The organism is Aquiflexum sp., assembly GCF_041749095.1.
Lineage (GTDB): Bacteria > Bacteroidota > Bacteroidia > Cytophagales > Cyclobacteriaceae > Aquiflexum.
On the sequence record NZ_JBGTCA010000524.1, the window covers coordinates 1 to 13,080 of the forward strand.

The window sequence follows — 13,080 nt, forward strand, 5'->3', positions numbered from 1 at the left end:
TCAAAAAACCGCACATGATCCTCTTTTTCCAATCACCTCAAGCATTGATTTATGCCGTTCAGGCAAAGCAGCCACTCCACCAACAGGATATTGACAAACTCATTTGGCTCTTCGGAGAGGCAAAGCAGCTTGGTTCTGATAGAGTTGAGGGAACTTATGCCGGTCCAAGAAAGGAAATGATTACCCCTTGGGCAACCAATGCGGTGGAGATTACGGTCAATATGGGAATTATTGGGATGCAAAGAATCGAGGAATACTATCCCATTACAGAAAATGATAGTATTGACCCGATGCTACAGCATAAATACATTGGGCTGGATCAGGATATTTTTGATATTCATTTAGAGCCGGAAAAAATCATTTCTGTCACCGACATCAAGGAATATAACAAAAAGGAAGGACTTGCGCTTACCCAAGATGAAGTTGATTATCTGGAAGATGTCAGTAGACAATTGGGCAGGCCTTTGACAGATTCCGAGGTTTTTGGTTTCTCCCAGGTCAATTCAGAACATTGCCGTCACAAAATCTTCAACGGTACTTTTGTCATTGATGGGGAAGAAAAAGAAAAAACCCTTTTCCAACTGATCAAAGAAACTTCCAAAAGACATCCCAATAAAATTGTTTCTGCTTATAAGGACAATGTAGCTTTTATTGATGGTCCTAAGGCACAACAATTTGCACCGAAGACCCAAGATAAACCTGATTTTTTTGTACCGGAAACCATCCAAACGGTCATTTCATTAAAAGCCGAAACACATAATTTCCCCACCACAGTTGAGCCATTTAATGGTGCTGCAACCGGTGCCGGTGGAGAAATCAGAGATAGATTGGCAGGAGGTACTGCTTCTATTCCTTTGGCCGGAACTGCGGTGTATATGACATCTTATCCCAGGTCAGAAGAGGGGAGAAGTTGGGAAAAAAATCTTGCAGGAAGAAAGTGGTTGTATCAGACCCCAATGGATATCCTGATCAAAGCTTCCAATGGAGCATCTGATTTTGGAAACAAATTCGGACAGCCTTTGATCTGTGGTTCGGTATTGACGTTCGAGCATGAAGAGGATGGAAAAGCCCATGGTTTTGACAAAGTGATAATGTTGGCAGGAGGCGTTGGATTTACAAGGAAAGAATACGCCAAAAAGAACGAACCTGTAAAGGGCGATAAAATCATCGTGATGGGCGGTGACAACTACCGAATTGGTATGGGCGGTGGAGCGGTTTCCTCTGTAAATACCGGAGAATTCAGCAATGCCATCGAACTCAACGCCATCCAACGTTCCAATCCGGAAATGCAAAAAAGGGTTTCGAATGTCATCCGGGCTATGGCCGAAACCCGTGATAATCCGATCATTTCCATCCATGACCATGGTGCAGGTGGACATTTGAACTGCTTGTCGGAATTGGTCGAAAGCACTGGTGGTACCATCCATATCGACAAATTACCCGTGGGTGACCCGACACTTTCCGCAAAGGAAATTGTGGGCAATGAATCCCAGGAAAGAATGGGGCTGGTAGTCCATGAAAAGGATGTGGCTATCCTCCAAAGGATTTCCGAAAGGGAAAGAGCGCCATTCTATGTGGTCGGAGAAACTACCGGGGACATGCATTTCAAATTCGAAAACAGCAAAACCGGCGAAAAACCCATTGATTGGAACCTGGCCTATATGTTTGGATCTTCCCCAAAAACGATCTTGGAAGACACCCCTATCAAACCCAATTTCGCCGAACCCCAATATTCCCCAGATCAATTGAAATCCTATATTGAACAGGTACTTCAATTGGAAGCAGTGGCCTGTAAGGATTGGTTGACCAACAAAGTGGACAGGTCAGTGACGGGAAGGGTTGCCAAGCAACAGACTACCGGAGAGATTCAGTTGCCATTAAATAATGTTGCCGTGATGGCTTTGGACTTTACCGGTCAAAAAGGAATCGCCACATCAATAGGTCACGCTCCCGTAGCTGCTTTGGCAAATCCGGAGACAGGTTCCAGATTGGCCATTGCTGAAGCCCTGACCAATTTGGTATGGGCACCGATTACAGATGGACTTTTCGGTGTTTCCTTGAGTGCTAACTGGATGTGGCCTGCAAAGAACCCCGGAGAAAATGACCGGCTCTATTGCGCGGTGGAAGCCATTTCTGAATTTTCCATTGAATTGGGAATCAATGTACCGACCGGTAAGGATTCCTTATCCATGACCCAAAAATACCCTGGGGGCAAAACTGTGTATTCTCCCGGAACAGTTATCATATCGACTGTTGGAGAATGCTCTGACCCCAAACTCACCATATCTCCTGACCTCAAACCCATTGAAGGAAGCAAGGTTTACTATATTGATTTCTCCAAAGACACAGCCAAATTGGGTGGATCTAGTTTTGCCCAAGTATTGAACACAGTGGGTAATGAGACTCCTGATGTGAAGGACAGCCAGTATTTTTCAAAAGCTTTTATGGTTGTCCAAAAGCTGATTGAAAAAAAGGAAATCCTTGCAGGCCATGATATTTCCTCAGGTGGTTTGATCACTGCTTTGTTGGAGATGTGTTTTCCTTCCAAAAATGTCGGTTTGAAAGTGAAAACAGTCAGATTGAATGAAAAGGATCCCATTAAAGCTCTTTTCTCTGAAAACCCGGGAGTTTTGATCCAGGTCAAAAACCCGGAAAGGACAAGGGCAATATTGGAAAATCATGGATTGTCCTATCTTTCTTTGGCTGAGGTGACCTTGGATGGAAAAGTTTATATGGAACGAACAGGGCTGACTTTGGATGTTTCCGAAATGCGGGACACTTGGTTCAAATCCTCGTACTTGTTGGACAAAAAGCAGAGTGGAGAGAAACTGGCCTTGAAAAGGTTTACCAATTACAAAAACCAATCATTGACCTATAATTTCTCCAATAATTGGGAAGGTACTTTTAATGCTTTCGGATTGAACCCTTATAGAAAAGAACCATCTGGAAAAGTTGCCGCCATCATCCGTGAAAAAGGTGTGAACGGTGATAGAGAAATGGCCTATGCATTATGGCTGGCAGGATTTGATGTGAAAGATGTACATATGACTGACCTGATTTCAGGCAGGGAAAATTTGGAAAATGTGCAAATGATTGTGTTTGTGGGAGGTTTTTCCAATTCAGATGTATTGGGTTCTGCCAAAGGTTGGGCAGGAGCATTCCTGTACAATGAAAAGGCAAAGCAGGCCCTGGATAATTTCTATGCAAGAGAAGACACCCTAAGTTTGGGTGTTTGCAATGGTTGTCAATTGATGGTGGAATTGGGTTTGGTAACGCCAACCCATGATGTCAAACCAAAGATGTTGCACAATGCAAGCCACAAGTTTGAATCAATCTTTGTCAATGTCAATATTCCTGAAAACAATACCGTGATGTTCAAAAGTCTTGCAGGACAGCGGTTGGGAGTGTGGGTAGCACATGGAGAGGGTAAATTCCAATTGCCCAAACCAAAGGATGAATACCATATCGGGATGACCTACAGCTATGAAGGCTATCCTGGAAATCCAAATGGGTCTGATTATGCTGTGGCTGGTATTGCTTCGGAAGACGGCAGGCACTTGGCCATCATGCCCCACATCGAGCGTTCCCTCAAACCATGGAACTGGCCCTATTATCCATCAGACAGACAAGAAGACGAAATCAGTCCTTGGGTGGAGGCATTCGTGAATGCTTTCAAGTGGGTGGGGAAGAAGTAATTTCCCACAAAGACGCATTTAATTTCCCGCAAAGACGCTAAGGCGCAAAGAAAATTTTGAATCCCACAAAGACGCTTTTAAATTCCCGCAAAGGAGCGGAGGCGCAAAGAAGAATGATCAAGAAGACACATTCATAGAAGATCTCACAGGCACAAAGAAAATGAGATCCCGCAAAGGCGCAAAGAAAAAAGAAATTAAGGCATACCAAGTGATTTTTTGGTATGTCTTTATTTTTTTAGTATTTTAGTTTACGATTTTTAACCTAAATTTTTTAGAAAATGACAGAGAATGAACTTGCTCGAGAAGCTGTGGATATAGCTTATCAAATCCATAAATATTTGGGGCCAGGATTATTGGAAAGTGTCTATGAGGAGGCTTTTGCTTATGAATTGACAGAACGGGGTATACCTTTTACCAGGCAGGAAAAAGTTAAGATTTATTACAAAAATGTTGTATTGGATAAAGGTTTTAGAGCTGACATTATTATTGAGAATAAATTGCTGATTGAACTCAAGTCATGCGAAAAAGTCGATAATGTATATCACAAAATCACCTTGACTTATATGAGGCTGAAAGGAATTAAATTAGGCTTATTGATCAATTTCAATGTGAATCTGATAAAAGAAGGGATTTCCAGAAAAGTAAACGGACTTGAAGATTAATAGCGAAATTATTTTATGATTTTCTCGGGAAAAAGATTTTGTCAATATAGCGCAAGCTGATTTAGGATTTGGTTTTAGTGGAAGGAAAACGGATTTGTAATATAAAATTTATTTTTCTTTGCGTCTTAGCGCCTTCGCGGGAACCCCTCAAAAATTTTGTGTCTTTTCTAAAGGATTTGCGCCCTTTCTTCCTATTTTTAAGCCATGCAAATGACCACCGCTTTTGATATCCCGGAAGGGCAGCCCAAGATCAATCACCAATCTGTTTTATTCTCAATAGGCTCCTGTTTTTCGACTGTTATTGGCGAAAAACTGACTGAAAGGAAATTCAATATAGTCAACAATTCATTTGGAACATTATTCAATCCTGTTTCCATCTGTCAGGTATTGGAGGATTCTGTGTTGGAAATGCCCATCAATTCAGAGATGGTATTGGTAAGGGATGGATTGTATCTTCACTTTGGGATGCATTCCGATGTGGTGGGATTCAGTCAGGATTCCCTGGAAAGGTTGATCAATAAAAAGCAATCACAGGCAAAAACACAGCTTGAAAAGGCAACACATATATTGGTTACTTTTGGCACTGCGTGGGTTTATGAGCATGAAAAGTCAGGGCAGATTGTTGCCAATTGCCATAAAAAACCTGCTGACCAGTTTGAAAAGCGTTTGTTGCATCCTGATGAAATACAAAAGGATTTTGCAGGATTTTTCAATATCCTCAGACAGGTAAATCCTGATGTAAAAGTAATTCTAACTATCAGTCCAGTCAGACATACCAAGGATGGGATTCCCGAAAACCAACTGAGCAAAAGCATCTTAAGATTGGCTGCCCATGACCTGACCGAAACCTATGATTTTGTCCATTATTTCCCGAGTTATGAGATTATGATGGATGAATTGCGAGACTACCGTTTTTACAAGGAGGATATGGTTCATCCGACTGCACAAGCCGAGGATTATATATGGGAAAGATTTTTAAAGACATGGGTAGACCCCAAGGCCATGCCATTGATCCAGGAATTTGAGGGAATCAAAAGAGATTTGGCACATAGACCCTTCAATCCCGATAGCCCTGCCCACTTAAAATTCCTCGAAAACCTCCAAAAGAAATTGGAGAAGTACAGCAAAGATTATGACTTTTCGAAGGAGATGGACCAATTGAGGAAACAGGTGCAGCAGAGGAAATGATTTTGAAGGAAGAAGGATGAGGGATGAAGGTAGAAGGACAGCTATTTAGAAGGACTTTTCCTTGTCACCTCAACGGCAAGTCTTGTCCGCCGAGGCGGAAGAGGTCTGGTTACCCTATGGCGGAATAGATTTCTCTCTACGTTCGAAATGACAAGGAAAAGCCAAACCAATTCTGAACCAATAAAAAAATTTGAAGGCTGCGATAAACCTCACTTTGTAAGAAGTCTAATTAACCTACAGGCAGAATAGATTTCTCCTATCGTCGATATGACAAGGAGAGGTTGAATGCTTATAGCGATCGGGATCAAAATGACAATTGGGATGACAGAAACCAGGATAGGCAAATCCCTCTTGTTTCCCCGTTATTCGGGGCAGGCTTTGTTTCTTGCCTTTCGCCTCTCGGTTCAAATCTCTCGCTTCTATCACCAAACCCCTCTTACTTTCATCTGAAGTGTGTACACCGAACCCATTGCGGTAATAAATAGGGTTTTGCGTTCCGGTCCTCCAAAGACTACATTTGAAGTCCAGTTTTCTTCTATTGGGATATGGGCTATTTGGACTCCTTTGTCATTAAAAACCGTTACACCTTTTCCGGTCAAATAAACATTTCCCCTGTAGTCAATGGTCATCCCATCTGAACCCATTTCCACAAAAAGCTTTTTGTTGGTCAAATATCCGTCCTCCTCAATGTTGTAAACATAGGTTTTATCGGCACCAATATCGGCAACATAAAGTTTTTTGCCGTCACCAGTTCCCACAACTCCGTTGGGTTTGACCAGGGTTTCGTCCACTCTGAAAAATTGTATCCTGTCTGCAGAAAGGAAATAGAGATGTTCCCCATTTTGTTGCATCTCGGGATCTCTGTCCCAATAGGGCCTTTTGTACAATGGATCTGTGATGTACATGCCTCCGTAAGGGGAAATCCAAAGATCATTTGGGCCGTTTAATTTTTTCCCCTGAAAGCTTTCAATCAGCACATCTACATTCCCTTTTTCATCTATTGACCACACTTGGTTTTCCATATCGGCACATGTGATCAGATTTTTTTGACGGTCAAAGTACATTCCATTGGATCTTCCGGAATCTTCCATGAAAACGCTGACCTCGTTTCTGGTAGCAGACCATTTTATTATTTTATTGTTGGGCTGATCTGTAAAATAAACGTCGCCATTAAGATGGACTGCAGGCCCCTCTGTAAATGAATAGCCGTCGGCCACCTTTACCAATTCAGCTTTTTTTGCTACAATTGATTTTTTATCGACGATTTGTGCCTGAAGGATTAATGGGGTCAAAATGGATAGTAAACAAAGGGAAATTGATTTTTTCATTTTTATTAATTATTTGGTTTATCGGGTAAGAAACTCAGCCCAAAGTGGGAAATGGTCTGAAATCCTGTAAGAAAGCTGAGAGAGAGTATAATTCCTATTTTTTAACACTTTATTTCTGAAATCTACAATCCCACCTTTATTGTATTGGAGACAAAGGTTATCCTCAAACCATGCAATTTGGTCATAAAATGAATAGGTTTTTTTAAAAATGGTTCTGTCAATTTCATGTAGGTCATCGGGCACATACAAACCAGAGGAGACAAATGCGTCATACGTTGGATCTCCTGTTTTGACTATATTGAAATCCCCCAAGGTAATCAAACTATGCCCCCATGAGTTAAGATCCATTGCCCATTTGAAAACCCAATCCGCTATGGCCTCTATTTCGGCTACACGATCAGGTGATTTTTTTCCAAATAGAACATGAAGTGTCAATAAAACAAAAGTGTTACCGGCAACCTGAAAACTAACAGCATAAGGTGTCCTTGCAAATTGCCGCTGAAGTGCATCAGGACGGATGGCCCTGTTTTTCTCCAAAACATCATCAGGGATGACGATCTCACAGGCAAGCCCGGATAGCTTTACTTTTCTGGTGTCAAAAATAAAAGCCAGCCTTTCATTATTGCCTTTTGATCCGGCTGTGACATCGGTCATCAAAAAACTCCAATCAGATCCCAGTAACCTCATGGTCTCTCGGAGAGCTTTGATGTTGCCCCTTACTTCCTGGACGGCTATGATGTCAAATCTTTTGATGATTTCGACAATGCATAAGAGTGAATGTCCGTCCCGTACCGGTGATCTTGTCGATTCCCACTCCATGGTCAAACCTCCGAAAACCCTGATGTTCCAGGTACAGATCAGCACATTTCTGTCCAGTTTTTTTGCAGGAATGAGTTCATTCAGAAAGAGGCTGAATTCTTTGATTTCATTTTTTATTTCTTTTGGCGGGGATTTGAGGTTAAATTCCATATCAGAGGTGAAAAGAGTTGAGGAAAAGGTTTGAAAACAATAAAGGCTTCTTATTTTTGATGAGACCCAATTTAATCCTTTATGAGCAATATGCAGAACAAATCCAAAACCTTTTTAGATAGATTTTTGGATTTCATAGAAAAGGCAGGAAACAAGCTTCCTGATCCTGCGATTTTGTTTTTGATGCTGATGTTAATGACCTGGGTTTTGTCGGCATTGCTATCACCAATAGATTTTGGGGCAGTGGATCCAAGGACAGGTGGGGAATTAAAAGTTCAGAATCTCTTGACCGGTCAGCAGTTCGCCTCTTTCCTTGCCAATATGACAGGGGTGTTTATCAATTTTCCTCCATTGGGCGTGGTGCTTTTGGCCATGTTGGGGGTAGGGGTTGCGGAGCATTCGGGCTTTATCAATGCGGGGTTGAAGTTTTTATTGGGGGTGACACCAAAAATGCTTTTGACACCGATTTTGGTATTGGTGGCCATAGTCAGCCATACAGCGGCTGATGCGGGATATGTGTTGGTCATTCCATTGGGAGGTGTGATTTTTTATGCAGCAGGTAGGCATCCTTTAGCGGGAATTGCTGCGGCTTTTGCGGGGGTGTCCGGGGGATTCAGTGCCAATTTTATTCCTTCAAGCATTGATCCTTTGATCCAGAGTTTTACCCAGTCCGCTGCTCAGATATTGGATGCGGATATTTCCTTGAACCCACTCAACAATATATACTTTACAGGTTTGTCCAGTTTGGTGGTGATCAGTGTTGTCTGGTATTTGACGGATCGGGTCATTGAGCCAAGGCTTAATAAGAATGTGATGGTGGATGAAAATATGGAGGATATCCCCAAGATGGAGACTTTGAATTCCAGAGAAAAAAAAGCCTTTTGGATTGCATTTATCACCATGATAGTCAGTTTTATTGCTTTGTTTTTTTGGGCCTTCCCCCAAGATTCAGCATTAAGGGATTCTGTCGGGGAAATCACCTCAAGGGATGCACCTTTGATGAAGTCCATTGTTCCATTGATTTTTATCCTTTTTTGGATACCAGGATTGGTTTATGGCTTTGCCTCAGGTACCTATCAAAGCATGAAAGATATGGTCGCATCCATGAGTAAGGCAATGGGCAGTATGGCCTATTACATTGTAATGGCATTTTTCTGTGCCTTGTTTATTGATGCATTTGGTAAATCCAATATTGGTGCCCTGACAGCATTGAAAGGAGCAAATTTTCTTAAAGTACTTGATTTACCTGCACAAATTACCATTGTAGGGATAGTGTTGTTGACGGCATTTGTTAATCTATTGGTCGGTTCGGCTTCTGCCAAATGGGCATTGATCAGCCCGATTTTTGTACCTATGCTGATGCAATTGGAAATATCGCCTGATTTGACCCAAGCGGCTTATAGGGTAGGGGACTCCGTATCCAATATCATCACACCTTTATTACCTTATTTTCCTTTGATAGTGGTTTTCTGTCAGCGCTATGTGAAATCCACAGGAATCGGGACGCTGGTTTCGATGATGATACCTTATTCGATCGCCTTATTGGTGATTTGGACTTCGTTTTTGTTGCTTTATTGGACTTTGGGAATTCCTTTGGGATTGCAGAGTACTTATGAGTATATCATGGTAAAACCTTAAGAGATTCTCCTGATTTGATATTCATCTATAACTTTTTGGATTCTAAAACAAATAGAATTAAGACAATTGTTCACAATGGTTTATTTGCAGATAATCAAAAGGTAGATTATTGATTTTCAATAATTATAACAATAATATTAGTAAAAACTGATTAAAATACACTTTTTATTTTATAAAAATCAAAATTACTTTTTATAAATTTGGTATAAATAAATTAGAAATGGGTTCTTCGAGAAGAAATTCGAGCCTTCAACCCTTGGATAACCGCGTTGGTACCTGTAGTTATATTGGTTGGAATGGGTGTCTATATATCCAACAATCTAAATATAGGTTACACATGGTAATATATTGCAGAATGAAAAAAATCATATGAAAAGCTTTTCCGATAGAATATTTCAATTGCTTTTAGCTGTATTGCTGATATCTTTTGGTTCATGTACATCTTACATGAATATCAACAGAATATCAAGTCCACTGACTTTGGGCATTAAAGGAACAGATACCCTTTCTTGGGATTATTTTGAGGGTGTCCTTCAAGGTGATAAGATCAGGGTGACGGATAAATCCAATATAAGTCATGAGATCATGTTCTCTTTTGTTTCTGATGGGATGCTACATGGTTTGACTTTTTGGGATCCTGTCAGTTTGAAAAAGGTTAAGCCTTATGATTTCTCGATCCCAATCAATCGAATCAGTCAGGTAAGGGGAATTGGAAAAGGTTCCGAAATAGAAGATAAAGAGAAGCCAGAGTTTTATTTCAGCGATTTATATAAGTTAAAAAAGGGTGATAAGATTATGATAGAGAAAAAAAATGGGCAACCGCATTACATGTATTTCAAAGAATCAGAAATGGGTTGTTTATGGGGATCTTGGGGGAGTAAAAAGAATGACCGGAAAATGCCAACCGAAGAGATTGAAATACCCATAAGTAAATTACAAGAAATCACAGTCAAAAGTTTCAATTCTTCACGTTCCGAATTACTAACGATTGGTTTTGCAGGTATTTTTTTAGCGATATTAATTATAGCTTATATAGCGAATCCAATCTATATAAATTAATGAATTGATATGGAGGATATTAAATAGATCATTTGAATTGGACAAAATGAACATCTCACATAAAAAATTTTAGGTATGAAAAAATTCAAATTTCAGATTAGCATTTTTCTTTTGTGTATTCAGGTCACGAGTTCCTGCGTTTCCTACATTAGTTTTCCTTCATCCCAATCAAAGGCTCAGTCAGTAGATTATTCCAACCCAAAGATACTGGACAAATTTGAAAAAGAAAAAGTTTACCGTGTTTGGCTGAATGATGGTAAAATGATTGATTTGATTTTAATCGAAATAAAGGAAGACAGGTTGTTAGGGATTCTGAAAAACAATAATAATAGCAGGGGGATCGAGCTACAAAGTTTACTTGAAGTTCCTTTTGATCAAATCAAAAATTTGGAAAAAAGGACTGTTAACTTAGGTGGAACAGCCATTTTGGCCTTAGGTTCTATCTTATTTTTCATCATTGGATATTTGGCGATTTGGGGCGATACTATTAATTAATTGAAATAAACAGGATCAGTTTTAATTGATTTTTCATAATAAAAATTTCAGGATTATCGTAATCCGCTAATATTGAGGCTTTTTTGGGTTTTATAAGTTCAATGGAAGCTATAATTTCGGATGTATGAAAACGACATTGATTACTTCAAAATCCATATCAGTTGTAATAGAAAAGCTGATTATTTGTCTTTCTTATATTCTTGTATTTTCCATACTGGCTTCGTGTTCTTCTTTTTATAAACTGAATTGGGAGCCTCATGATGCTGCGACCGCAAATTATCCTGAGAAAAGAAATCAAGATTTTGAAGGATTTAGACGAAACAAACTTTACAGGATTATGGAAAGGGACAGTATTCAACATTTGGTCCTTTTGAAAGATTTTGATGATCAAATGATTTACGGGATTGATTATACTGAATCTGACTATTATCCAAAAGGAAAAGAGAAAATGGTGAAAATTGACTTAAAGGACATTCAGGAGATAGAAGTAAAATACAACTCTGCTTCCAAAGCTCTTTGGGCTGTAGGGGCAGTGGGTTTTGTGGTTGGTATGGTGGCTATCTTTGGAATTGAATTTTTCTTACCAGAGGATGATGATATTTAAAATATTAAGACAATGAAAATACATTTAGGACACATCATTAAATCAAAACTCCGATTGATAAGGTTTTGCCTTATATTGGTTTTAATAGGATTGTCATCTTGTGTTACCTACAAGGATTTTTCAAAAGCATATCAAATCCCTAAACCCATTGATTTTTCAGATACCATGGTACAAAATTCTTTTGAAGTGGACAATGTGTATCGAATTACTTTAAAGGATAATCGAGAGTTGGATTTCGTTGTAAAGGAAGTTGGGAAATCAAGTCTAAAAGGGATTTTGAAAAATTCCAAAATTAATCGAAAGATTGAATTAGCAGAATTATTGGAAATACCTTTTGAAAATATTGGGAATTCGAAAAAAAGGGTACCGGATAACCTGGCATCTTTGGCAGCCATTGCAATACCGGTTGGAGTTATTTATTTATATGTAGCTTATTCCATAAACTCAATGTTCTTTACTTTTGATCTATTTTGAGATCTTTAGATTAATTTCCCAATTTTTTTGAATTCAAATTTTCATTTATAAATATCTCAAGAAAGCCTCCGGATTATTAAGGAAGTTTTTCAGGATGGTAAAATGTTCAGTTTCATCAAATTTGACTTTTTGAATGGTTTCAGAGAACTGAAAGATGGTGGCATTGGGCAGTGTCATCAAAATAGGGGAGTGGGTGGCAATGATAAACTGGCAGCCATCTTTCTCGGCTAAGTTTTTGATCAATGAAAAAAGTGCCAATTGACGTTGTGGTGAAAGTGCAGCCTCAGGTTCATCGATCAGGTAAATCCCTTCAGGTTGTAGCCTGCCCTGCAAGACTTTTAAAAAACCTTCACCATGGGATACTTGGGTCAAATCACCATATTTTCTGAGCAGTGCCTCCTTTTGTCCATGTACTGCCCCAACTGCCAACTTCAATCCTGTTCCACTTAGTCTTTTTTCAAAATCCACAATATCTCCTTTGAGTTCCTTGTCCAGGTTTTTCAGTCTTTTGACAAAACCGAAATAATCTTCTGCCCTGAAAAAGAAACCCCTGTAAGCTTTGCTGGTCCATCTGGTTTTGATGCTTTCCCCGAATTCCTTGATTTCATTTAAGGTTTCATCAAACTCCAAATCACTGCTTCCGATGGCAGGTAGGTTTAATTTGATGGCCAAAGCTTTGAGTAAGGTGGATTTACCTGAACCGTTTTCTCCAACAAATACTGTGATCGGCGATTCGAATTTCATCCCCTGAAAGTTTTTGAAAGCAGGAAGTCCATTGGGGAAATTGCTTGATCTTTCGTGGCCTGATGGAATGGAAATTTGATGAAGGAAGTACATTTGGAGAGAATCAGGTTTATCCTGTTTTATTTTGAACTGAATTAAATGTAAATAACCTGGAATTACAATAGAAGAATGCTTAAGAAGATTAAAATTATGAGTTGAGTTAAGGATTCATGTTGAATTTTTTC

11 protein-coding genes are annotated in these 13,080 nt (G+C 39.6%); 8 read left to right on the forward strand and 3 right to left on the reverse strand.

Features of this window, described 5'->3' with window-relative positions; translation table 11 throughout:
• Positions 1 to 14: 14 nt before the first annotated feature.
• The 3 genes from purL (at position 15) to ACEW8O_RS23570 (ending at position 5,545) form a co-directional block, all read left to right on the forward strand.
• Positions 15 to 3,695, forward strand: coding sequence for a phosphoribosylformylglycinamidine synthase (purL, locus tag ACEW8O_RS23560; RefSeq protein ID WP_373497079.1), 3,681 nt, complete (start codon positions 15 to 17; stop codon positions 3,693 to 3,695).
• Positions 3,696 to 3,973: 278 nt separating this feature from the next.
• Positions 3,974 to 4,357: a GxxExxY protein gene (locus tag ACEW8O_RS23565; protein WP_373497080.1), complete on the forward strand. Its 384-nt coding sequence runs from the start codon at positions 3,974 to 3,976 to the stop codon at positions 4,355 to 4,357.
• Between the two features lie 204 nt (positions 4,358 to 4,561).
• A complete protein-coding gene (locus ACEW8O_RS23570) occupies positions 4,562 to 5,545 on the forward strand; it encodes a GSCFA domain-containing protein (protein WP_373497081.1) in 984 nt (327 codons plus the stop codon).
• A gap of 422 nt (positions 5,546 to 5,967) precedes the next feature.
• On the opposite strand, the gene ACEW8O_RS23575 is transcribed toward ACEW8O_RS23570, so the two are convergent.
• Together ACEW8O_RS23575 and ACEW8O_RS23580 are read right to left on the reverse strand one after the other, a co-directional pair.
• Positions 5,968 to 6,873: an SMP-30/gluconolactonase/LRE family protein gene (locus tag ACEW8O_RS23575; RefSeq protein WP_373497082.1), complete on the reverse strand. Its 906-nt coding sequence runs from the start codon at positions 6,871 to 6,873 to the stop codon at positions 5,968 to 5,970.
• 18 nt (positions 6,874 to 6,891) lie between these two features.
• The gene (locus ACEW8O_RS23580) at positions 6,892 to 7,842 is read right to left on the reverse strand and encodes an endonuclease/exonuclease/phosphatase family protein (protein ID WP_373497083.1); all 951 of its coding nucleotides are present in this window, start codon (positions 7,840 to 7,842) and stop codon (positions 6,892 to 6,894) included.
• Positions 7,843 to 7,923: 81 nt separating this feature from the next.
• Here ACEW8O_RS23580 and ACEW8O_RS23585 point away from each other — a divergent pair, with 81 nt between their 5' ends.
• From ACEW8O_RS23585 to ACEW8O_RS23605, 5 genes are all read left to right on the forward strand, one after another.
• A complete protein-coding gene (locus tag ACEW8O_RS23585; protein WP_373497084.1) occupies positions 7,924 to 9,480 on the forward strand; it encodes an AbgT family transporter in 1,557 nt (518 codons plus the stop codon).
• Between the two features lie 369 nt (positions 9,481 to 9,849).
• The gene (locus tag ACEW8O_RS23590; protein ID WP_373497085.1) at positions 9,850 to 10,539 is read left to right on the forward strand and encodes a hypothetical protein; all 690 of its coding nucleotides are present in this window, start codon (positions 9,850 to 9,852) and stop codon (positions 10,537 to 10,539) included.
• Positions 10,540 to 10,614: 75 nt separating this feature from the next.
• On the forward strand, positions 10,615 to 11,034 hold the full coding sequence (locus ACEW8O_RS23595) for a hypothetical protein (protein WP_373497086.1): 420 nt from the start codon (positions 10,615 to 10,617) through the stop codon (positions 11,032 to 11,034).
• A gap of 124 nt (positions 11,035 to 11,158) precedes the next feature.
• Positions 11,159 to 11,638 carry a hypothetical protein gene (locus ACEW8O_RS23600; RefSeq protein ID WP_373497087.1) on the forward strand — a complete coding sequence of 160 codons (480 nt, stop codon included), beginning with the start codon at positions 11,159 to 11,161 and terminating at the stop codon, positions 11,636 to 11,638.
• A gap of 12 nt (positions 11,639 to 11,650) precedes the next feature.
• Complete coding sequence (locus ACEW8O_RS23605; RefSeq protein ID WP_373497088.1) at positions 11,651 to 12,112, forward strand: hypothetical protein; 462 nt, start codon at positions 11,651 to 11,653, stop codon at positions 12,110 to 12,112.
• Between the two features lie 45 nt (positions 12,113 to 12,157).
• Here the strand turns inward: ACEW8O_RS23605 and ACEW8O_RS23610 are convergent, their stop codons facing one another.
• Positions 12,158 to 12,949, reverse strand: a complete 792-nt coding sequence (locus ACEW8O_RS23610) for an AAA family ATPase (RefSeq protein WP_373497089.1) — start codon at positions 12,947 to 12,949, stop codon at positions 12,158 to 12,160.
• Positions 12,950 to 13,080 lie beyond the last annotated feature (131 nt).